The sequence below is a fragment of the Parapusillimonas sp. JC17 genome (genome assembly GCF_052180245.1).
Lineage (GTDB): Bacteria > Pseudomonadota > Gammaproteobacteria > Burkholderiales > Burkholderiaceae_B > Parapusillimonas.
Genome location: NZ_CP197474.1, coordinates 1,625,478 through 1,646,972 on the forward strand (window position 1 = coordinate 1,625,478; position 21,495 = coordinate 1,646,972).

The window sequence follows — 21,495 nt, forward strand, 5'->3', positions numbered from 1 at the left end:
CCCACATTATGAACAAGCTCGACGCGTTGCGCGAGGGTTTGTCAGCATTCTGTGGGGTCGGACCCCGAACGGGGTCCGACCCCTTGAACCCCTCCGCCCATCCCTCGAGGGGTCAGACCCCATCCGGGGTCTGACCCCATGAAAACCCCATCCCGTTCGCTACGGGGTCAGACCCCGCAGGGGTCTGACCCCAGGGAAGTCTCTGTCCCGTGCGCCGCGCTCTGACGCCGGAAGACCTGTTCCGAAAGCTCTCTTTGAGATCATTGAGAGTATTCGACCAGGTCGCCGAGCATGGATCCACGATCAAGGCGTCCGAAGCGCTGAGCCTGAGCCAGTCCGCCGTCACCAAAGCAATACAGACGCTGGAGCAGACGCTCGGCATGCAGTTGTTCCTGCGCACCAACCATGGAATGACGCCGACTGAGTATGCGCAGGTTCTTCGCCGGCGGGTGAAGCTCGTCCTCGCGGATTTCCAGGACCTTGCGAACGAAACGAACTCCTTCCTGGAAGGCGATTCGGGGCAAGTGGCGGTGGGTACCTTGATATCCTCTACCTTGCGGTTCCTGCCTCTCAGCATATCCCTGCTCGAGAAATCCGCGCCGAAGATCAGCGTCAGCGTCCTGGAAGGCACCGTCGAGCAACTATTCCCGCTCTTGTTGTCCGGGCAGGTTTCGGCTGTCGTGGGGCGGGTTTCATACTCGTCGGCGTCGCCTTATCCCTGGCTGCGCGATGGCTCCGTCCGGCATGAAGCCCTGCTGGATGAAGTGCTGTGCCTGGTCACGGGAAAGCATCATCCGCTGGCGCCGCTCGATAAAGTATCCTTGCGGCAGATGTCCTCGTATCGATGGATACTGCCATCCATTCCCTCTCCCACGCGCAGGCTGGTCGAAAAGCTTTTCGAGGATGCGAAGCTGGAATTTCCGCGGCACGCGACCGAGTCCCTATCCCTGTTGTCGAACCTGGGGATACTGCTGAATTCCGATGCCATCGCGGCACTGCCCAGCACGGCGGCCTTCGAGTTTCGCCGCCTGGGCCTGGTTCATATATTACCGCTGCCCACGACGATCGAGTTCGGCAAGATCGGCTATTCGGTGCATGCCGACCGGCCGTTGACGCCCGCTACGCTGCGCTTTATCGACAGCCTGCGCACAGCGGCGAAGATCATCCGCGCCGGCGCATGACGGTGCTGCTCGATGCCGGCTATCTCCAAATGGAATAGCGGGAACGAAATAATTCAGTATCGGGAATCGGCACTGCTTTCTAAGATGTCGGCAAGACATCTTGCACTGGAGAAGCAGCATGAACGATTCAAGGACGTCCGGTCCGCCACCAAAGTATTTTCTGATGTTGACCTTCGAGATCTCTTCGGACCAGGAGGAGCTGTTCAACGACATTTATGACACCGAGCACGCGCCATACATACTCGCCGTCGAGGGGGTTCACAGCTGCGTGCGATTCACCGACCGCAGCACCAGTGCAGAGGGCTGGCTCGTTTATTCCACGCTGTACCAGTTCGACCGCCCGGATCTGCCGGATAGCCCTCAGTGGAAGGCGGCCTCGGATCGGGGGCGATGGAAGGATATGATCAGGCCTCACGTCAAATCGAGACAGCGTCGGCAGGGAAGAATCGTGGCGGAGTATGCGAAATGAATGCGTACCGGAGAACTCTTGCCATGCTCCTCCCTCTGTTTGCCCTGAGCGGGGGAGCATGGGGCGCAGCAGCGAGCCCTGAATCCGTTTATCCGTCAAAGCCGATAACCATCGTTGTGCCTTATCCCCCCGGCGGTCAGGGAGACGTCATGGCGCGCCTGGTGGGCGAGCGTCTGGGGACTGCATGGAAGCAGCCCGTCATCGTCGAAAACCGGCCCGGCGCCAGTGCAGTGATCGGCACCAAGCGCGTCGTGGAAGCGGCACCCGATGGCTATACGCTGCTGATGGGGCAAACGGGGGAAATTGCCGTGAATGCTTCCGTAATCAGGCAACCTGGATATGACCCGACAAGCGATCTGGAGCCGGTCGTGCTCGTCGCCAATGCGCCATTGCTGCTTGCCGCGCCCGCGACGGCGGGGTTTTCCGATCTGGCGGGCTTGCTCAAGCACGCAAAGAGTCAGCCCGGCAAGATCAGCTATGCCTCGACCGGCAATGCCACGCCGGGACGCCTGGCATCGGCGGCGCTCGCCCTGGCCGCCGGCATCGACCTATTGAACGTGCCCTACAAGAGCGCAGGACAGGTAATGACCGACCTGCTGGGCAATCATATCGACCTTTTCTTCGTCAGCACGTCCGCATTTCGGCCTCATGTGGAATCCGGAAAGCTCAGGCCTGTCGCCGTTGCGACGCTGGAGCGTCTCGCCGCCTTTCCGGATACACCGACGATCGCGGAGCAGGTGCAGCCGGGTTTCAGCTATACCTTGTGGGCTGGATTGTTTGCGCCGAAGGGCACGCCGGCGGCCGTTATCGAGCGCATCAATCACGAGGTCAATCTCATCATGGCGCAGCCGGATATCCGCGAACGGCTGGACACGGACGGTAGCGCCGTAGCCGCCAACTCCCCGCAAGAGTTTGCGCAGTTCGTCAAGAAAGAAATTTCAAAGTATTCGGACCTGGTCCGGGCCACGGGAATTCAAGCAGAGTGATACCCATAAAAGAGGGATGGAGAACGTCATGGCAATCAAGGCAATGAAAAAACATATAGGAAAGGTCGCGCTGGGCTTGGCGCTTGCCGCGGGCGCCACCCTGGCGTGCGCCCAGGCATATCCAAGCAAGCCGATCAGGATCGTCGTGGGGTTTCCGGCTGGCGGCGGGACGGACACCTTCACGCGCCTCATCGCGGGTGAAATGACCAAATCCCTTGGCGAGTCGGTCGTCGTCGAGAACCGGTCAGGGGCCAACGGCGTGATAGGCGCAACCTCGGTCGCCAAGTCCGCGCCCGACGGCTATACGCTCATGATGGTGGTGTCGACGCACATCATGAATGCGTTTTCCTACAAGGATCTGCCCTTCGACGTGATCGGCGATTTCACGCCGATATCGGCGCTGGCCACCACACCGTACGTACTGACGGCCAACAAGGATTTTCCCGCCAATAGCGTGAAGGATCTCATCGACATGGCGAAGGCCAAGCCGGGAACCATCGACTACGCATCGTCGGGCAGCGGGTCGACTCCCCATTTGTTCCAGGCGCTGATGAACGAGCAGGCCGGCATCGAGCTCACCCACATCCCGTATCGTGGCGGGGCGCCGTCCTTGAATGATCTCCTGGGCGGACAGGTGTCCCTGCTGATGCAAAGCACGGTGCAAAGCCTGCCATACATCAAGGACAAGAGGGTGAAGGCGCTGGCCGTCACATCGGCGCAACGGAGCGAGGCGCTGCCTGACGTGCCGACGATCGCGGAGTCCGGCATACCCGGTTACGACGCGGAGATGTGGTGAGCGGTGCTGGGTCCCAAGGGCATGCCGACCGACATCCAGCGGAAGCTTGAAACGCTGCTGATCGATATCGTCAGCAAGAAAGAAGTGAAGGATTTTCTGGCGTCCCAGGGCGCGCGCTCCATCGGCTCCACCTCCACTGGGCTTACGTCCATCATGAAGGACGAATACAAGAAGTGGGAGCCCTTGTTCAAGCAGGGCTTGATCAATTGATGGCCGGCTATTCGGGAACGGAAATCGTAAGGCAAGACAATGGAGAGAGGTCGTGCGCATAGATTGTGAAGTTCATATGGGCGAGTTCCGCGGCGAGCTCTATTCCTGGCTGGACCGGAAAATCGGCAAGAGCGAACTTGAGGCCTTGCTTGATGAGCATGGTTTCGATATGGCGCTGGTCATGCCCTCCGTGGCGATGTTCCCCGACAACGCGTCGATGGGTGCCGCCATCCGCGGCAGCTCGCGGCTGCTGGGCTTTGCGATGGTCAATCCCTGCGTCGAGGATGGCGGCGTTGCTGAACTGGAGCGTGCGGTCGGCGAGTGGGACGCGAAAGGCTTGAAGCTGGTTCCGCTGCGGCACGGCTATGAAGCGGACGGCAGTGTTCCCAACCGCGTCATGGCTTGCGCGGAGCGGCTGGGCCTGCCCGTTTCCGTGCATTCGGGCGCCCATTACTGCCTGCCGTGGCAGATAGGCGCCCTGGCCGCCAGGTTTCCTGCCGTGTCGGTAATCATGGATCACATGGGATGGCGGTACTACGTGGAAGGGGCGCTGGATGTCGCCCTTTCCACGCCCAATATCTATCTTGAGACCGCCATGGTCAGCATGCCCGGCTATATCCGATTGGCCGTCGACAAGGTGGGGGCGGACCGCGTGATCTACGGTTCGGATTATCCGACCGGGCATCCCGCGTCCATGCTGGAGGTGATCAAGGCGGCGAAGCTGGACGACGAAGCGGAGTCTTTGGTGCTGGGCGGGAATCTGGCGCGATTGCTCAATATATAAGCTATAAGCTGGAGAAAGCATATGGATACGCGCGAGCTGGGGGAGCCCCTGCTCTTCACCCCGATCACATTCAAGGGCGTTATCGCACGCAATCGGGTCATGGTGTCGCCGATGTGCCAGTACTCATCGGTGGATGGCGCGCCGACAGACTTTCACCTGGTGCATCTTGGGCAATTCGCCCTGGGCGGCGCCGGCATCGTTTTCTGCGAGGAGACGTCGGTCCAGGAAATCGGCCGGAAAACGCATCATTGCGCCGGCCTCTACACGCCGGGGCATGCCGGCGCCTATCGCAGAATCAACGCATTTCTCCATGCCCAGGGCGCGGTCACGGGCATTCAGCTGGGGCATGCCGGAGGCAAGGCTTCGAGCCGCGGGCCATGGGACGCCTTTCACCCGCTGAGCGCCGAAGATGCGACGAAAGGGGAAAGGAGCTGGACCACGGTGTCGTCCAGTCCGATCTCCCTGCACCCCAAGCGGCCACCGCCGGTCGCGCTGGATGAAACGGACATCGGCCGATTGGTGGAGGCATGGCGCCATGCGGCATTGTTGGCGGCCGATGCCGACTATGACATCGTCGAAGTTCACGCCGCGCACGGCTATCTTCTGCATCAGTTTCTGTCTCCTTTGATCAACCAGCGCCGTGACGGCTATGGCGGCTGCCTCGAAGGAAGAATGAGGCTCTGCCTGGAGGTCGTCGAAGCCGTACGAGCAGCCTGGCCGGCGGACAAGCCGGTTTTCGTCCGGCTTTCGGCGGCCGACGGCGAGGGCAGCGGCTGGGAAATGGAAGACACCCTGGTGCTTGCAGACGCCTTGAAACAGCGGGGCGTCGACTGCATAACGCCTTCGTCGGGCGGGATCAAGGGCCCCACCGCCGTCAGCGTCGTGCCGCGGCTTCCCGGCTATCACGTTGCCTATGCACGGCGCATCCGGCACGAAGTCGGCATCCCCACCATCGCCGTCGGATTGATTACCGAGGCCGAGCACGCCGAACACATATTGGAAAGCGGCGCTGCCGATGTGGTGGCGCTCGCCCGGGAGCTCTTGTGGAACCCCTATTGGCCGGTTCACGCGGCCAAGGCGCTGGGCAGCGAGTCATTTCTGCGCCTGATCCCGAGCGGATACGCTTGGTGGCTGGAGCGCCGGGAGCAGATACGCGAGGCGACCAGGGCCGTGCAGGGCTGACAGGCCCCAGGGAATAGCCGCTCTTCAGATTTTTCAAAAAGCAAGGAAGCAGGAGCATGAATAGTTTCATCACCCCGGCAGCAGAGGAATGGATCGCCATTCACAATCTGTATGCGTTTTATAACCTGTGCAGCGATACCGGAGACGCTCATGGCTTTGCCTCGTGCTTCGCCGATGACGGCGTTCTGGACCAGGTATCGCGCCGGCTCGTTCTTCGCGGACGCCAGAGCATACTCGAATACAAGCGCAAGGAAGCCGCATCGCGCAACGGGAAATACCGGCGCCACTGGAACAGCGGCTTGTTCTTGGACAAGCAGGCCGACGGCAGCGTTCGTGGCTGGTGCTATTTGCATGCCTACAACGGCGATCCAGGCTGGCTGCCCGTCAAGCAGGGCGCCGGCGTCTATGATGATTTGATCGTGCCGGTCGGCAAGGAATGGAAGTTTCAACGTCGCATCCTGACCATGGACGCGAGAGTTGAACCGACCGTCCAATTTTCCCGGCACGCCGGCAGCGGCGATGCAGCCGAAAGCGTGGCCCCATGAACGGCCGGCATCGTTTTCCGATCATTCCGTCTTCGGAAATGTCGTCCTCGCAAAGGCAATATGCCCAGGATCTGTTGACCGGGCCCCGGGGTGCCATTACCGGTCCCTTTCTCCCGCTGATGCATGCCCCCGAACTCGGACAGCGTATAGAAAAGCTGGGTGAGACCTTGCGTTTCAGCAGCTCCCTGCCGCCCGATGCCATAGAGTTGTCCATATTGATCGTGGCGCATCATTTCAGGTGCGACTACGAGTGGCACTTCCATGCCCGCCTGGCGCGCGAAGCGGGGTTGGCGGAGGCTTCCATCGCTGAAATCCGGCAAGGAATCATGCCGTTGGATCTGTCTCCATCCAATCTGTGGGTCTACCGCTTCTGTACTGCGATGCTGCGGGAAGCAAGAGTCCCGGACGAGATATTCAGCGAGGTCGAGAAAATGGCCGGCAAGAAAGGCGTGCTGGAACTTCTTGCACTTTGCGGCTACTACTCGATGCTGGCCATGGTTTTGAATGCTTCCGAGCTGCTTCCGCCAGAGGGCAGGGCATTCAGGGGTCAGACCCCGGATGGGGTCTGACCCCCTCCCGCAGTCGAGTCTGTGCAGTTCATGGGGTCAGACCCCGCAGGGGTCTGACCCCTCAAGCGATTGAACGCTGCAGACTCGGTTCCTTCCAGCCCGCTTGGCCTCGTACATTCCTTCATCGGCCAGTTGCAGCAGCCGCTCGAAGCCATCGATGCCGTCGCGCAGTTCGGCGACGCCGATCGATGCCGTGAACCGGATGGTTTCGGCCTTGTCCGTTACCGTGCCGGTTTCCGAGATGGCGATGCGCACACGCTCGGCGATCGACAAGGCATTGTGAAGGCTCGCATGCGGCAGCAGAACGGCGAACTCCTCGCCGCCCAGCCTGCCTGCGACATCCTGTATCCGGTTGCCCACGTGCAGAATCCCGCTCAAGGTTCTCAAGACCTGGTCGCCCGCATGATGGCCATGGGTATCGTTGATCGATTTGAAGTGATCCAGGTCGAGCATCATGACGGACAGCGGATGCCCATGGCGGCGGGCGGCAAGGACCTCCGCATCGCCCGTCGCCATGAAATGCATGCGATTGGGCAGATTGGTCAAGCCGTCCCGATGGGCGAGCAGTTCGAGCTTGCTCATGGTTTCCACGTGCTGACTGATGTCGCGCCCTATGCTGACGATTCCGTGCGGAGCGTCGCCATCGCCTCGCAACGGGCGAGCCAGCCATTCGATGTCGCGCAAGCCTTTTGCGGTATTGCTGCGCTGCCGGTAGCGGGCGAAGTAGGGCGGGTTGAGCACTTCGGACAGATGGATGCCGGCGGCGTCCTGATCATCCTCGCCGCCGATGCTCAGGAAGTGCCTGCCCAGCAGTTCGGCCGGCGCGGCGCCGTACAGTTCGCAGAACGCGGGATTCACATAGGTATAGTGGCCCTGCGTGTCCATCTTCACCACCAGGTCGGTCGTGCCTTCCACAATGAGGCGATAATCCTCGTCTTTGGCGCGCAGCGCTTTCTGCGCCGTGGCCTCTTTTTCTTCGAAAAGGCGTTGGCGTACCTGATACACGATCAGGCCGACGACCGCGGCAACTGATACCAGTATGAACAGGGCGACTTCCGACAGGGCAAGGCGTTTCCATGGACTGAAGACCATGCTGGTGTCGCGCCCGGTGGCGATGATCAGGGCTTCGTCCATGTTCAGGTGGGCGGCATGTGCGGTGTGCAGCGCCACGACTTGCGTGTTGTGCCGAGGCGTCGATTGATCATATATGATGGATCTGAGCCTGCCGCTGTGCAGATGCCGCATGAAGACCGCGTTGTCGCCGCTGAGCTCGTGATCGCTTCCAGCATGGTCGGGACGCCGCAGGAAATGGACGCCGTCGGAATGCACGATGGCCGCCCACATGTCGGGCGCATACAAGACGGACTTCAATAGCGTATCGAAGTACTCGGTATTCAGGGTGGCATAGACCAGGCCTTTGAAGCCGCCGTCCGGCTTGATGATGGCGCGGCTCAGGTTGACGGAGTACAGGTTCAATACACTGACGTACGGAGCCGACACATACAGGGTCTTTGCGGCGGGCTCCTGTTGGACCGTCCTGAAGTAATCCCGGTGGCTGAATCCCGATCCGATGTTCTCGGGCCGATTGGAGGCGGTCTGGCGTCCCGTGTTGTCAAGAACGCCCGCGCTGCGTACGCCGGGCATGGCGCTTACCATGGATTTGAGATAAGCAATCTGCGACATGACGTCCTGGTTCTGCGCATAGGCCAGTATCGCTTCCAGGGCCTGGTTGGTGCTGGCCAGGTGCAGTTCGATATTCTGGGCGATGATGGTGGACTGTGTCGCCAGTCTTTCTTCCTCGCTTTTCTGAATGCGCCGGTATTCCGTCCACAAGTGTGCGACGACGACGGCGGCCAGCGTAAGCAGAATGGTCCCGAGCGCGAATTGTTGCGCCCTGGCACGCCTGGATGTCAAGGTGAAGACGGACATGGGGATTTTTGTCGGCGGGCCTGGAAGGAGGTGAAAAGGGTTCTACGACATGTATCGCGTGGTATTGTAACGAAAGATTATTTTTTACGGAGACATGCCGTGCTGATCCGATATGCCAAATCATCGCTGGTCGCGGCGATGGCGTTTTATGTCTCGCTGGTGGCTTTTGGCAACATGACGGACTATGGCAGCAATCTCGCCTTCGTTCAGCACGTGCTGGCCATGGACACCGTTTTCCCCGGCTCCACGATCACCTATCGTGCCATCGTCGATCCTGCGGCACAGCATGCCGCATATATTTTCATCATTGCGCTGGAGGCGCTGACCGCCGCCATTTGCTGGCTTGGCGCCTGGCGCATGCTGCGCAGCGCGCGGTCGCCGGCGGAGTGCTTCAATAAATCAAAAAACATCGCGATCGCCGGACTCACTCTTGGTTTCCTGTTGTGGCAGGTGGGCTTCATGGCGGTGGGTGGCGAGTGGTTCGGCATGTGGATGTCGTCGACATGGAATGGGCTGGAATCGGCTTTCCGTTTTTCCACCACGCTCATCCTGGTACTGATCTTCGTGACGCGAAGCGACGCCGGCATCGATGCGTGATGCGGCGCGCGCTGCGCGCCCTGGCTACTGCAGCTTGATATCCAGTTCCTTGATCAAAGGCTCCATGGCGGCGCGGTCGTCGGCGATGGTCTTGGCCAGCTCTTCCGGGCCGCTGCCAATGGGGATCATGCCCAGGGTAGCCAGCTGTTCTTGCAGGGCGGGTTCCTTGAGTACGTCGGAAAGGGCTTGCTGGATTTCCATCACCCGTTCGCGCGACAGCCCGGCGGGCCCCATGAGGCTGATCCAGGGTTGCGATGAATAGCCTTCGAGCCCTGACTCATTCAGTGTAGGGACGTCGGGCAGGCCGGAAAACCGCTCGGGACTGGTTATGGCCAGCGCCCGGACCCGGCCGCCGTCGATCAGGCCCTTGGCGCTGGAAGGAGCGTCCAGAGCGATGTCCAATTGTCCGCCCAGCAAATCGTTTTGTGTTTTTCCCGATGATGAAGAGGGTACATACAGCGCCGTGATGCCCGCGCGCCGCGAGGTCTGTTCCCATACCAAGTGGAAAGCCGTGCCGACGGTGAACGAGCCGATGGGGACGTCGCGTGCCTTGGCCGCGTCGACGAAATCCTGCCAGGTCTTGAACGGGCTGTCGCGGGACACGATGAATATGAATGGCGTACGGGCGACGAGGGAAATTGGAGTGAGGTCCTTGACGGGGTCGAAAGGAAGCGACTTCACCGTGAACGGCATGATCGTAACGGCGGATGCGACGACCATGCCCAGCGTATAGCCGTCGGCCGGCGCTTCGACGATGCTGCGCGTGCTGATGATGCCCGAGGCGCCCGGCTTGTTCTCGACGATTACCGGCTGGCCCCATTTCGAGCTGAGCCTGTTCGCGACGATGCGCAGCATGACATCCACCGGGCCGCCCGGCGGGTTCGACACGATGATCGTGACCGGTTTTTCAGGATAGGCCGCGAGGGCGGGTGCGCCGAGGCAGGACATGGCGGCAAGAAGCAGGCAGCGTAAGGCGTTCTTGAACAAGATGAGTCTCCGAAAGTGCAATAGGCTCAGGCTAGGATTTCGACTTGCGGGAATTGCGGCCAGTCGACTGAGCCGTCCCGTATGAATGTTATCCAATTGGATTGAATGCGTTCGGTAAGGCGTGCCGCGTCGGCCGCCGTGGTGCCGACGAGCATGGGGGCGGCGCCGAATGCGTCCAGAGTGCCGAACACGAACGGAAGCTCGATGCAGTGGCATGCCCCGTAGCGCTGGGTCGGCGCATGGTCGAATCGGTAGACCCATGCCGACCGCCCCTGTGCGCATGCCGCTTGTGCCCAGTCGCGCGACGGGGCGCCGAACACCTTATCGCCGGCTGCCTGGCTGGCGTCGTCGATCTGCACATTCGGAAAGGCAGCCATTTCGTTGCGCGTATATCCGATCAGGACGTCGGCCTTTCCTGCGTTGCCTTCGCGAATTTCTTCGATACTGTCCGCGATTACCTCACCATCTATGACGGGGCAGAACAGAGCCCGGCCGATTTCATCGTTCTTTAGCGCCTCCAGGACGGCTGGCGCGCGCTGAGCCTGCAGCAGTTCGTGATAGGGAAGTGCGCGCGCTTGCTCCAGGTTCTGAGCGCCGGCCGCTTCCAGGACTTTTTGTCCGAGCAGGGATGCTTCGTGCGCCGGCCGGAAGCCGCGGCCCAGCGAGGCGCTTTGAAGGATTGCCCGGCTGAACAAGGGCTTGCGGCTTAGCAGTCCGGCAATACATGATCCACCGGCGGATTGGCCCATGAGCGTGATGGCCGACGGGTCGCCGCCAAAGCTTTCGATGTTTTCTGCGACCCATTGAATGGCCGCTTCCTGATCCAGCAAGCCCAGGTTGGCCGGCATACCAGGAACATAAAGCCATCCCAGTGCGGCAAGCCGGTAGTTCGGCGCGACCACCACGATATCGCCCAGTGCCGCGAGCTTTTCGCCCGAGTACCAGTCGGGGGCGCCGCCTCCGCTTTGCCAGGCACCACCGTGCAGCCAGATCACGACGGGACGCTTACGCTTGTCCAGCGCCGGCGTCCAGACCGTCAGGTGCAGGCAGTCCTCGGACTGGGGGTGATTCAACGGGCCCATGACGTCTTCGAGGCGGGAGGGCAGCTGCGGCGCGAGCGGCCCGGGCCTGGTGCAGTCGAGTTCGGCATAGGCGGCGGGCGGAGAGGGTGGGGCGAAACGCAAAGGCCCGACGGGCGGCGCGGCATAGGGAATCGCCCGGAAGACGTTCGTTTGGCCGGTGTGCAGGCCTATGACTTTTCCTTGGCGTGTCGTGGTGCTTACGGTATGGCTTGTCATGCGCTTGTACGAAAGATGGCGTGCGAAATCACGATTACCCGTGCATCATAACGGTTTCTTGGGGGGCAGACCCCGAACGAGATAGCCGGGGTCAGACCCCGGATGGGGTCTGACCCCTCTCCCCAACCACCGTCCCTGGAGTCCGCCGCCATGACATCCGCCGAGCCCATCGTATCCGAGCCCTCCCATGGGCCTTGTATCTTCTGCGCCATCGCAAACAAGGAGATCCCCGCCACCATCGTCCATGAGGACGACGATTTCGTGGCTTTCCTGGATATCAATCCGATACGGCCCGGTCATGTGCTCATCGTATCGCGCGGGCACCACGCCTATTTCGATGACCTGCCGCCTGAGCTGGCCGCAGGCATGATGCAATTGGCGCAGCGGTTCTCGAAGGCCATGAAGCGCATTCACGATGTGGAGCGCGTCGGCTTTGTCTTTACCGGCACGGACATTGCGCATGTGCATGCGCACCTCGTGCCTTTGGTCGGCCGGACCGACATCACTTCGCCTGCCTATATCGAGCAGAAAGACCTCAGTTTCGCTCCCGCCCCGCGCGCCACCGCGGAAGAGCTGCAGGAGCAGTCCGAGCACCTGCGGCGTGCGCTCGGCTAGGTGTGGGGGTCAGACCCCGCATGGGGTCTGACCCCTTCAATCGGTTTCCGGGGTCTGACCCCTCGCACAACGCATCGGTCTCCATGGGGTCAGACCCCGTACGGGGTCTGACCCCTTGACCCCTTCAAACCCTCACATACCTCGTCAATCTCACATCCACCGTCACGTCCAGTTTCGTCAGGGCTTTGGCCCTGGCCAGGCCTTCGGCGCTCGCGCGGTACAGGTGCGGGGTCATGGCAAGCAAATCAGCGATTTGCGCCGTATCCGTCAATGCCAGCGTATAGCTCAGGCTTTCGGAGGCCACGCGTTCGAACGCGGCGGGATCGGTGTTGCCGCCAGGGCGCTCGGGTTTGATCGAGGGGTAGATGATTTCGCGTAATTCACGCAGGTGTAATGATCCGGCATCGACTTGCAGCAGTTGTCCGCCCGGCCTGAGCACCCGGGCGAATTCGGGGTAGACCGGAAAACCGAACATGCAAAGCAGCCTGTCCACGGTCCCAGACTGTATGGGAAGGTTGGCGTTGCTGCCTACCAGCCAGGTTGTCTGCTTGTCCCGCTTGGCGGCCGACTGCACCGCCCACTTCGAGATATCCAGCCCCACCAGGCTCAGTTTCATACCTGCTGCGGCGCCAAGGGCCAGATTCCGCAGGTAATGGCCCTCTCCGCAGCCTGCATCCAGGCAACTGACACTCGCGTCGGAAGGCAGGTCCAGCAAGGCATGCCGGCTCACGGCTTGGGCGATCAGGTCGTAAGCGCCGGAGTCCAGAAACCGGCGCCGCGCCGCCACCATTTCCTTGCTATCGCCGGGATCGCGTGATCGCTTGTTCTGCACGGGCAGAAGATTGACATAGCCCTGGCCGGCAACGTCGAAGCAATGGCCCGCCGCGCATTTCCATATGTTTCCGTGGCGCTGCAGCGCTGCACCATCCAGCGGGCAGGCCAAGGTCTGAAACGGGATGATCATAGGAGAAAATATCTACCGGATGGCTGCAAAAAAGAGATCATAGCGTTTTGACAGGCCGCGGATGCGGCAGCGGGCGCCATCCTGAGAGTCCGCAAATGAAACTTGGCGGTTGTATAAGCCGGGACTTGCTCCGATAATTCACCATGGACCATGGTTTGAGCCGGCGCAGCCTCACTGTCGGCGCGTTCGATTCGCCCCTCGGCATGCTGTGCCGACCGCATCCTCTTCGGAGTTCCTCATGAACACTTTTCGATTCGTGCCGGTGTTGCGCGGCGTGGCGCTGGGGTTGGCGGCCTTTGCCATCCAGTCGCCGGCCGCCCATGCAGCGCTGCCCACGGGCAGCGCCGCGCCTGCCTTTTCCTTGCAGGCTGCCCTGGGCGGCGAAGTATTCGACTTTTCCATGCGCGAAGCCTTGAAGCAAGGACCCGTCGTCTTGTACTTTTACCCTGCGGCCTTTACCAGCGGCTGCACCATAGAAGCGCATAATTTTGCGGAAGCCGTGGACGAATACCGGCAGTACGGCGCAACGGTGCTCGGTGTGTCGGCCGACGACATCGAGACCTTGAAGAAGTTTTCCGTAAGTGCCTGCCGCAGCAAGTTCGCCGTAGCCGCAGATGCAGACGCCAGTGTCATCGGGGCTTACGACGCAAGAATGGCGTATCGGCCCGACAGAGCCGACCGCATTTCCTATGTCATCACCCCGGATGGCAAAATCTATTACGAGTTCAGCAGCCGCGACCCGGACAATCACGTTGAAAACACGTTGGCGGCCGTCAAAAAGTGGGCCGCGGAGCGGCGCTAGGTTTCAGCCGGCATTGGCAGGGGTCAGACCCCGTATGGGGTCTGACCCCCACCGGGGGCGCATTCAATTCTGAACGCCGGCGGCCTTGGCGTTTGCACCGCTTTTTGCTAGCAAAGTAAGTTTTTCATCGGTGGCCTTTTCTTCGGCCAGCGTTTCCTTGAGCAGCGATACCGCGTCGGTGTATCCCAATTGCTTGCCCAGCTCACATAAGGTTCCATAGCTGGCGATTTCATAATGCTCGACCTTTTGGGCCCCGCCAATAAGCGCGGCATCGCGCACCGGTCCTTTTTCGATCTCTTCAATCACCTCCTTTCCTTCTTCGACCAATCCTTCCATGGCTGCGCATTTGATGCGCTTTAGCCGAAGATTCCGTTGTTCGACGATCTGGTCGATTCTTTCGACCTGGCCCTGGGTTTCTTCCAGATGGGTTGTAAACGCGGCTTGCAAATCCGGGTTCTCCGCGGCGCGAGCCAAGCGAGGGAGTGCCTTGGTGAGCTGCTTTTCGGCGCTATAGATGTCCGATAGTTCATGGATGAACAGGTCTTCTAAAGTCTTGACTGGCATGGGTGGCTCCAAATGACGGCGACATGCCGTGCAGTAGGGCGATGCTAGCAACTGCAATGCCTGCCTTTGACTCTTGTACGGTGTCTCCGTCGGAGCTGGGGTCAGACCCCGTACGTGATGGAGTTGGGGTCAGACCCCGTACGGGGTCTGACCCCTCAGCCCCCCGGCAATCGAACCGTCACGGCTTGGGCACGGTCCAAAAGTAGATGCGCTTCTGGTTCACGATCAAAGTCTGATCGGGTTCCCAATCGCCCATGTCGAAAGCATGGGAGACGATGCGGGTGCCGGGCTTGAGCTTGAGCAGCGTGGGGCGTAGCCGCATGTTCAGCGTGGGCAAGAGGTACAGGCTGATGACGGTCGCCTTCGACAAATCCTGTTCGAACAGGTCGCCTTCTATGAAAGTGACCTTGTCGCTGACGCCTTGCTGCTCGGCGTTTGCACGGGCCTCTTTGATGCGGGTCGGGTCGATGTCTATGCCTACGCCGCGCGTGCCATGCCGCTTCGCCGCGGTTACGGGTATGCGCCCGTCGCCCGATCCCAGGTCGTAGAGCACATCGCCGGGGCCGACTTTGGCCACGTCGAGCATGGCATCGACGACTTCCTGCGGCGTGGGAACATAAATGACATCCGGTTCGCGTGTTGCCTGGGCGGTGGCGCCTTGCGACGTTTGCGCTTGTGTGGGAGGAGGAAGGGCGGTGAGGCCCAGTCCCAGGGATACGGCGAGGACACTTAGCGTATGCTTCATGATGGCTCCTTGGAGAGAGGAAAGACGCAAGGCTACGACGACGTTACCGGATTGGATGAAGAGCGCGTAAGCAGTAGCAGCAGCGCGCCCACGGCCAGCACCGACAGGCCGACCAGGGCGCCGATGCCGGTATGGCGGACGCTGGCATACAGAAGGTAGGCGCTGGTGGCGCAGAAGATGAGCGGCAACAGCGGGTACAGTGGGACGCTATATGGCCGGACCCGGTCTGGGAACTTGCGGCGCAGCACGAAAAGCGCCACGCCCGTCAGCACGAAGAAAAGCCAGAAGACCGGGGCGGTGTATTCCACCATGGTGGCGAATCCACTGCGGGTCAGTGCCCCGACCAGGATCAGGCCGAGCACGATGGCCGCTTGCACCCACAGCGCGCGGACCGGGGCATTGCGCTCGGGATGCCAGTGCCCCAAAGCAGAGAACAAGCTGGAATTGCGTCCAAATGCGAAACCGGTGCGGGCGCCGGTAAGTATGGTCGCGTTAGCGGATGTCAGTGCCGACACGGCGATCAGCGTGGCGACGATGCCGGCGCCGGCCGGACCCAGCGCAATCTGCATCATGTCTGCCGCAATCGTGTTCGACTGGCTGAGCGCGGGCAATCCGAGCACGCTGAGATACGCCCAATTCACCAGGAAGTACAGCGTGGTAATCAAGGCCAGGCTGATCGCCAGGGCCCGGGGCAGGTTCTTGCCCGGCCCGAGGACTTCAGCGGAGACGTAGGCGGCCTCGTTCCAGCCACCGTAGGTAAGCATGACGAAGATCAGGACCAGCCCCCAGTTCGAAACATTGCCGGCATCGCCCCAGTCTGGCAGGCCGGATGTTGGCGGCGCATACCAGAATCCGACGCCGATGATCAGCACCACGCCCAGCACCTCGAGCATGGTCAGGATATTTTGCGTGGTCTTGCCCGACTTCAAGCCGACCACATTCAACGCGGTCAGCATCAAGACCATGGTAGCGGCATAGATGGCCGATGAGTACGGCCCGAGCTCATAGAGCTTGGTGGCATAGTCGCCGAACACGAAGCCCAGCAGGGCGATGGATCCGGTCGGAATGATGGTGAGTCGGGCCCAGGCAAACAGGAAACTGACTCTGTGGCCAAAGGCCAGCCGCAGGAAATGGTATTCGCCGCCGGCGCTGGGGTGGGTGGTTGAAAGCTCCGCGTAGCACAGGGCGCCTCCCAGGGAGATCAGGCCGCCCAGCACCCACGCAGCCATCATCTGGGTGACGCTGGAAGAATTGGCGGCGACCAGGGCAGGTGCGCTGAATATGCCGGCGCCTATGACGATGCCTGTGATAATGGCAATGACGTCTATCGTTCCAAGCAGCTGCTTGGGTGAGCTTGCCTCGGTGACGCCCTGGTTGGTGGGGACGGGTGTTGCATGTACGGCCCGATGATCATCACGAGGCATGTGCTGTCTCCTGGAGTCGTGAGTAGGGGGGTACTGCCAGCGTGCTGCGCTGTTCTTGGCTCAACGCGTAGAATAATACATGGGCTTTTGCGGGCTCGTGACGATGGAATCTTAAAAGTTATTTCTGTTGATTACGCCTGCCAACTTTTTGTTTGCATGGCGTACGGTATTAAGGTAGACACAGGAGCATGCAGGTATGTGGGGTTTAAAGAGTGGGGCGTTGGCCGGTTTTGCAGCGGCGGCTTTTCTTGCGGGTTCGGTCGCACACGGGGCGGATCAAGCCGCGAAGGAGCCGGCCAATCAGCCGTTTGCCTATATTGAACTCGATGTCCCTTACGTCCAGACACCAGATGCCGTCGTAGCCCGCATGCTTGAGTTGGCGGACGTGCAGCCATCCGATTTCGTCTATGACCTGGGTTCCGGCGACGGCCGCATCGCGATCGCAGCCGTGCGCGACCGCAAGGCCAAGGGCGCCTTTGGCGTCGAGATCGATCCCAAGCTGGTCGACGAGGCAGGGGCCAATGCAAGGCGGCAGGGCGTTTCCGACCGCGTGAAATTCGACGTCCAGGATCTGTTCACCACCGACTTTTCCCGTGCCACCGTGGTGACAATGTACCTGTTGCCCGATGTGAACTTGAAGCTCAGGCCGACACTGCTCGACATGCCGGCCGGCACACGGGTGGTGTCGCACCAGTTCGACATGGGTGACTGGGCCAGCGATTTCCACGAACGCCAAGGGCGCCGCAATCTGTATCTATGGGTCGTGCCCGCCAAGCTGGGCGGCAAGTGGACGCTCAAGCAAGCGCATGGCGATGACTTGGTGCTTGAGCTCGACCAGCGCTATCAACGCTTTGAAGGCGTGGCTTCCCGTGGCGATACCCGCCATCAGATACGGGACGGCTGGATCCGTGGCAAGGAAGTCCACTTCCAGCTGTATGCCGAATCGGGCGTGCATCATTATGCCGGTCGCGTCGAGGGTGACACCATCGTGCCGTTGACCGGATGGGGTGGCGAGGAAGGGTGGCAGGCGCGGCGCTGAACGTGCCGTCCTGAACGCGCTCGGCCTTTGTCCTTTTCCTTGTATCAGGGCCGCGTATTTTTACCGTGTTACCCTTTTAAAAGCACGTTCCAAGGAACGTGCTTTTTATTTTCATCGAACGACAAAGGGGAGCCCGTGATTTACTTGCCGGCACGCACACGCCTACGTCGGGGCCGATTGTCCCAGATTCTGGCTATCGTTTTCTTTGCGATCCATTTCCTGTTTTTGGCCGCATCGCCGCATGCGCAGCCCGTTGGCGGCGTTGAAAAAACCGTCGGCGCTCCGGCCGAATCCGGGCAGGCGGCTTACGGCGCGCTGGCCGATACGCTGGAAGACCCGGAAGCGCGGCACAGGCTGATCGATGAGTTGCGCGCGCTGGCGCAAGGACGGGAGCTGGCGGCGGTGCAAGGCGGCGACAGACGTGGCGCCCAAGATGGTGCCCAACTGTCGGCGGTCTCGGGCATTGCGGTGCTGTCGCAGCGGCTGGGGAATGTTCTGCAAGAGGTGACTGCGCAGTTGGGCAGCGACATCTCCGCCACTCTGGATGCCGTGGGCCGGCTGGGCAGCAGCGGAGGCGTGACTCAGGGCAAGCTCGATGACCAGATGCCGGCATTGCGTGCGCTGGGGCTGGCAATCGCAGCCACCTTGCTGGCGTATGCCATTTTGCGAGGTATTGCCGGGCTTCTGTTCGGGCGATTGAATGCATGGATACGGCGAAAGCCGGCGGGCGAAGCCCAGGATCAGGCTGCCGAATCGTCTGTCCGGCCGTCCCCGAGACGCGAAGGCCGTCACCGTCTAGGCCGTATCACGCTCAGCCGCAAGCTGCTGGGTGTACTGCTCGCGCTGGTCGTGGATCTCGCCGCATCGTTGTTGGCCGCTTTGGCGGGTTACGTGGCGGTGGTCGGATCGAGCCAGCCGGCATACGGTAGCGCCTTCGCCTTTCAGTTTCTGACGGCCTTCGTGCTGATCGAAGCGGTCAGGTCGATATCCCGGGCGGTGTTCGCCACGCGTTACGATGAATTGCGCCTGCTTCCCCTGCAACCGGCCACGGCCCGTTTCTGGAACCGCTGGATCTCGCTCTTGATTGCCCTGACTGGTTATTGCCTGCTTGTGGTGGTGCCAGTGGGGCAGGTGGTATTTGCACCATCCGTTGGACGTTTGATCGGCTTGGTGATCATGCTTTGCGTCTACATTACCGCGTTGCGAGTGGTCTGGAGCCAAAGGCTGGCGGTGCGTACCGGCCTGATGCAGCGAGCCGATGCGGCCGGTACCGCCATCATGGGGTCCCTGTTGAGGATACTTGCCCGGATCTGGCATTGGGTGGCGTTGGCGTACTTCACCGTGTTGCTGGTAACGAGCCAGGCCGACCAGGCTGCGGCGCTGGCATTCATGCTGTCGGCTACGGTACAGACACTCATTGCCGTCGTGGCCGGCGCACTGCTGGCGGCAGGCCTGCGGCGGCTGGAACTGCGCCGTATCGTGCTGCCGCCTAGCTTGGGTCGTAATTTCCCATCGCTCGAGCAACGCGTCAATGGCTACAAGAATCCCGCCTTGCGTGGGCTGCACCTGGCATTGGTGATTGTCGTGATCCTGGTGGTTCTCGATGCCTGGCACGCCTTCGATTTGGCGGCATGGCTCGACTCTGAGCGTGGCCGTGCCGCCGTAGCGCTGGTGCTGCGGGTTGGTATCGTGCTGGCCATCGCAGCCCTTTCCTGGACCGTGCTGGCCAGCTTGATCGAACATCGGGTCGGCGCAAGGGACGGGCGCGGCGCCAGCGAGCGCGAAAAGACTTTGTTGATGCTGTTTCGCAATGCCGCCGCCATCACCATCGCCACAATGACGGTGCTGATTGTGCTGTCGCAAATCGGCATCGATATCGGGCCGCTAATTGCCGGCGCCGGCGTAGTGGGCCTGGCCATCGGCTTTGGCGCGCAGAAGCTGGTGCAAGACGTGATCACCGGCGTGTTCATCCAGCTTGAAAACGGCATGAATCAGAACGATATCGTCGAGGTGGCGGGGCGTTTCGGCACGGTGGAGAAAATCACGGTCCGTTCGGTCGTGGTCCGGACCTTGGATGGTGGCTACCATCTGATTCCATTTTCGGCGATCGATACGGTCAGCAATCACACCCGCGACTTTGGCTACCATTATGCCGAATACAACATCGCGCACCGTGAAGACGTGGACCAGGCCGTTGCCGAACTCGAGCTTGCATTCAAGGATTTGATGGAAGATCCGGCGCTGGCGGCCCAGGTATTGTCAGAGATAGAGATACCGGGCGTGACCGCATTGAACGAGCGCGGTTTCACCGTGCGGGTGCTGATAAAGACCACGCCGGGCAACCAATGGATGATACAGCGGGGATTCAATCGTTTGGTGAAACGGCGCTTCGACGCCGCAGGCATCGAACTGCCTTACCCGCAGACCGTGGTGCATTTTGGCCGGGATGAAAACGGGCATGCCGCGCCGACGGATGCCAAAGCAATAGAGGTCTTGCGACAGAGCACGCAGACGGCATCATAGGCATGTGGGGCTTGGGGCTGCGTCAATGGCAGACCCCCCGGAGACAGCGTCTTGCGGAGCGGATAAGATGCTCCTCGGCGGTAGTTAAAACATGGGATGAAGAATGAAAATTACTGACTTGCCTTTTTCCACGGTCGATTGGGCCACGGTAGAGCCTACCGAACACGCTGGCGAGCGGGGGATGGCTTTGTGGCGCACGCGCCAGTTTGGGCCTATTCGTGTACGGCTGGTCGAATACAGCCCCGGCTATCTAGCGGACCATTGGTGTTCCAAGGGGCATATATTGTTTTGCGTGGCCGGGACGCTTGAGACGGAGCTGTCGGATGGAAGACGATATGTCCTGACGCCTGGCATGTCCTACCAAGTAGCCGATGAAGCAGAGCCCCACCGCTCGACGACCGAGACCGGCGCAACGCTGTTCGTTGTGGATTAGGGTTGCAGAGCATCTGTCAAGGAGCGTCAGTAGGCTGCCCGGACACGGAAGGCTGCGCTGGTTCAGATGCCATCCAGACTGCTTCGAACAACATGCCTTGATGAGCTGCATACTCCTCGCTTTCGATAATAAGGCCGTAGTTTTCGCGTTTCGATGAAATCAGGGCAACGGTATCGCCGTAGATCAAGGTTGTCATGGCCAGCGTCAGCGTAGGCGGAGTGAAGCGCACTTCGCGCATATCTTCTTTGCTGCTCGGCCAAATCGCGTGCGTGTCTCGGCTGCGTGAACGGATGGCGCGCATGGAAATGTTGCGTTCGATTCGAGTCTGGCGGTATCGCTCTATTTCATCTAGTCCTGGTGTCCCCTCGATTTCGTACATTGAGAACGTGGCGCGCAAGGTCAGCGAGCTATCACGCAGAGAATCCCAGAGCACGGTGCGTATGCCTTCCAGTCCTTCATAGAACCTGATTTGTGGCTTGCCCCTCACGTGGTTGTACATGGATCGCAGTTGCGGCAGCATATCTGTCACCATTTGTCGCCGTGCCGCCACATATTCCATCAATACGCTAGGGTCTCGCGCTACCACGGTTCGCTTGCGTCCGCTGCCTTGAAATTCAACCAAACCCTCCTCTTCTAGCCGCGTTACGGCATCGTAAGTTGTAGTACGCGGTAAGCCTGTGCGCTGTGCGAGGCTTGCCACCGTTGCTGTGCCAACGTCTATGGCGCTTAGATAAACCGTAAAAAGATTGCCGCTGATTCCGAGACGGCCGAGCTTGTCCTGAAGATCCATCCTGTTGCTCCGATAAGTTGCGATGCACGACCGTCGCGAAGATGCCGAAACATTATCCCGACG

Annotated in this window: 23 protein-coding genes; 15 read left to right on the top strand and 8 right to left on the bottom strand. The window is 60.7% G+C overall.

The genetic code is table 11. From position 1 onward, the window contains the following. Positions 1-209: 209 nt before the first annotated feature. The 9 genes from ACSBPU_RS07810 to ACSBPU_RS07850 all read left to right on the top strand — a co-directional run bounded on the left by ACSBPU_RS07810 (position 210) and on the right by ACSBPU_RS07850 (position 6,722). On the top strand, positions 210-1,181 hold the full coding sequence (locus tag ACSBPU_RS07810) for a LysR family transcriptional regulator (protein WP_442596999.1): 972 nt from the start codon (positions 210-212) through the stop codon (positions 1,179-1,181). Between the two features lie 118 nt (positions 1,182-1,299). Further along, positions 1,300-1,650, top strand: a complete 351-nt coding sequence (locus tag ACSBPU_RS07815; protein WP_442597001.1) for a hypothetical protein — start codon at positions 1,300-1,302, stop codon at positions 1,648-1,650. 23 nt (positions 1,651-1,673) lie between these two features. Further along, entirely contained in the window at positions 1,674-2,636 is a 963-nt protein-coding gene (locus ACSBPU_RS07820) for a Bug family tripartite tricarboxylate transporter substrate binding protein (protein WP_442597003.1), read from the top strand. Between the two features lie 28 nt (positions 2,637-2,664). Continuing rightward, a complete protein-coding gene (locus ACSBPU_RS07825) occupies positions 2,665-3,432 on the top strand; it encodes a tripartite tricarboxylate transporter substrate binding protein (RefSeq protein ID WP_442597005.1) in 768 nt (255 codons plus the stop codon). Between the two features lie 3 nt (positions 3,433-3,435). Continuing rightward, positions 3,436-3,642, top strand: a complete 207-nt coding sequence (locus ACSBPU_RS07830; RefSeq protein ID WP_442597007.1) for a hypothetical protein — start codon at positions 3,436-3,438, stop codon at positions 3,640-3,642. 52 nt (positions 3,643-3,694) lie between these two features. Continuing rightward, a complete protein-coding gene (locus ACSBPU_RS07835; RefSeq protein WP_442597009.1) occupies positions 3,695-4,426 on the top strand; it encodes an amidohydrolase family protein in 732 nt (243 codons plus the stop codon). A 21-nt stretch (positions 4,427-4,447) separates the two neighbouring features. Then, positions 4,448-5,608 (top strand): NADH:flavin oxidoreductase/NADH oxidase, encoded by a 1,161-nt coding sequence (locus tag ACSBPU_RS07840; protein WP_442597011.1) that lies wholly within the window; start codon positions 4,448-4,450, stop codon positions 5,606-5,608. A 56-nt stretch (positions 5,609-5,664) separates the two neighbouring features. Continuing rightward, positions 5,665-6,153, top strand: a complete 489-nt coding sequence (locus ACSBPU_RS07845; RefSeq protein WP_180067443.1) for a nuclear transport factor 2 family protein — start codon at positions 5,665-5,667, stop codon at positions 6,151-6,153. Beyond that, the gene (locus tag ACSBPU_RS07850; protein WP_442597013.1) at positions 6,150-6,722 is read left to right on the top strand and encodes a carboxymuconolactone decarboxylase family protein; all 573 of its coding nucleotides are present in this window, start codon (positions 6,150-6,152) and stop codon (positions 6,720-6,722) included. Before ACSBPU_RS07845 ends, ACSBPU_RS07850 begins: the two co-directional genes overlap by 4 nt. 36 nt (positions 6,723-6,758) lie before the next feature. Here ACSBPU_RS07850 and ACSBPU_RS07855 read toward each other — a convergent pair whose 3' ends face one another. Beyond that, entirely contained in the window at positions 6,759-8,651 is a 1,893-nt protein-coding gene (locus ACSBPU_RS07855) for a sensor domain-containing diguanylate cyclase (protein ID WP_442597016.1), read from the bottom strand. Between the two features lie 99 nt (positions 8,652-8,750). On the opposite strand from ACSBPU_RS07855, the gene ACSBPU_RS07860 reads away from it, so the two are divergent. Continuing rightward, positions 8,751-9,248 (top strand): DUF2165 family protein, encoded by a 498-nt coding sequence (locus ACSBPU_RS07860; protein ID WP_442597018.1) that lies wholly within the window; start codon positions 8,751-8,753, stop codon positions 9,246-9,248. Between the two features lie 24 nt (positions 9,249-9,272). On the opposite strand, the gene ACSBPU_RS07865 is transcribed toward ACSBPU_RS07860, so the two are convergent. Together ACSBPU_RS07865 and ACSBPU_RS07870 are read right to left on the bottom strand one after the other, a co-directional pair. Next, complete coding sequence (locus tag ACSBPU_RS07865; protein WP_442597020.1) at positions 9,273-10,235, bottom strand: Bug family tripartite tricarboxylate transporter substrate binding protein; 963 nt, start codon at positions 10,233-10,235, stop codon at positions 9,273-9,275. A gap of 26 nt (positions 10,236-10,261) precedes the next feature. Next, a complete protein-coding gene (locus ACSBPU_RS07870; RefSeq protein ID WP_442597022.1) occupies positions 10,262-11,533 on the bottom strand; it encodes a carboxylesterase/lipase family protein in 1,272 nt (423 codons plus the stop codon). 150 nt (positions 11,534-11,683) lie between these two features. Here ACSBPU_RS07870 and ACSBPU_RS07875 point away from each other — a divergent pair, with 150 nt between their 5' ends. Then, on the top strand, positions 11,684-12,148 hold the full coding sequence (locus ACSBPU_RS07875) for an HIT family protein (RefSeq protein ID WP_442597024.1): 465 nt from the start codon (positions 11,684-11,686) through the stop codon (positions 12,146-12,148). Between the two features lie 124 nt (positions 12,149-12,272). Here ACSBPU_RS07875 and ACSBPU_RS07880 read toward each other — a convergent pair whose 3' ends face one another. Then, positions 12,273-13,112, bottom strand: coding sequence for a putative RNA methyltransferase (locus tag ACSBPU_RS07880; protein ID WP_442597026.1), 840 nt, complete (start codon positions 13,110-13,112; stop codon positions 12,273-12,275). 262 nt (positions 13,113-13,374) lie between these two features. Between ACSBPU_RS07880 and ACSBPU_RS07885 the strand changes: the two genes are divergently transcribed. Beyond that, positions 13,375-13,914: a peroxiredoxin gene (locus ACSBPU_RS07885; protein ID WP_442598271.1), complete on the top strand. Its 540-nt coding sequence runs from the start codon at positions 13,375-13,377 to the stop codon at positions 13,912-13,914. A 63-nt stretch (positions 13,915-13,977) separates the two neighbouring features. Here ACSBPU_RS07885 and ACSBPU_RS07890 read toward each other — a convergent pair whose 3' ends face one another. The 3 genes from ACSBPU_RS07890 to ACSBPU_RS07900 form a co-directional block, all read right to left on the bottom strand. Further along, positions 13,978-14,478 (bottom strand): YciE/YciF ferroxidase family protein, encoded by a 501-nt coding sequence (locus tag ACSBPU_RS07890; RefSeq protein ID WP_442597028.1) that lies wholly within the window; start codon positions 14,476-14,478, stop codon positions 13,978-13,980. Positions 14,479-14,656: 178 nt separating this feature from the next. Beyond that, positions 14,657-15,223, bottom strand: coding sequence for an SAM-dependent methyltransferase (locus ACSBPU_RS07895; protein ID WP_442597030.1), 567 nt, complete (start codon positions 15,221-15,223; stop codon positions 14,657-14,659). A gap of 32 nt (positions 15,224-15,255) precedes the next feature. Beyond that, positions 15,256-16,647 carry an APC family permease gene (locus ACSBPU_RS07900; protein WP_442597032.1) on the bottom strand — a complete coding sequence of 464 codons (1,392 nt, stop codon included), beginning with the start codon at positions 16,645-16,647 and terminating at the stop codon, positions 15,256-15,258. Positions 16,648-16,843: 196 nt separating this feature from the next. Between ACSBPU_RS07900 and ACSBPU_RS07905 the strand changes: the two genes are divergently transcribed. The 3 genes from ACSBPU_RS07905 to ACSBPU_RS07915 all read left to right on the top strand — a co-directional run bounded on the left by ACSBPU_RS07905 (position 16,844) and on the right by ACSBPU_RS07915 (position 20,642). Further along, complete coding sequence (locus ACSBPU_RS07905; protein ID WP_442597034.1) at positions 16,844-17,686, top strand: methyltransferase domain-containing protein; 843 nt, start codon at positions 16,844-16,846, stop codon at positions 17,684-17,686. Between the two features lie 135 nt (positions 17,687-17,821). Next, positions 17,822-20,209: a mechanosensitive ion channel domain-containing protein gene (locus tag ACSBPU_RS07910; RefSeq protein WP_442597036.1), complete on the top strand. Its 2,388-nt coding sequence runs from the start codon at positions 17,822-17,824 to the stop codon at positions 20,207-20,209. Positions 20,210-20,312: 103 nt separating this feature from the next. Beyond that, positions 20,313-20,642, top strand: a complete 330-nt coding sequence (locus tag ACSBPU_RS07915) for a DHCW motif cupin fold protein (RefSeq protein WP_442597038.1) — start codon at positions 20,313-20,315, stop codon at positions 20,640-20,642. A 16-nt stretch (positions 20,643-20,658) separates the two neighbouring features. Here ACSBPU_RS07915 and ACSBPU_RS07920 read toward each other — a convergent pair whose 3' ends face one another. Continuing rightward, positions 20,659-21,432: a TrmB family transcriptional regulator gene (locus tag ACSBPU_RS07920; protein ID WP_442597040.1), complete on the bottom strand. Its 774-nt coding sequence runs from the start codon at positions 21,430-21,432 to the stop codon at positions 20,659-20,661. Positions 21,433-21,495: the final 63 nt, after the last annotated feature.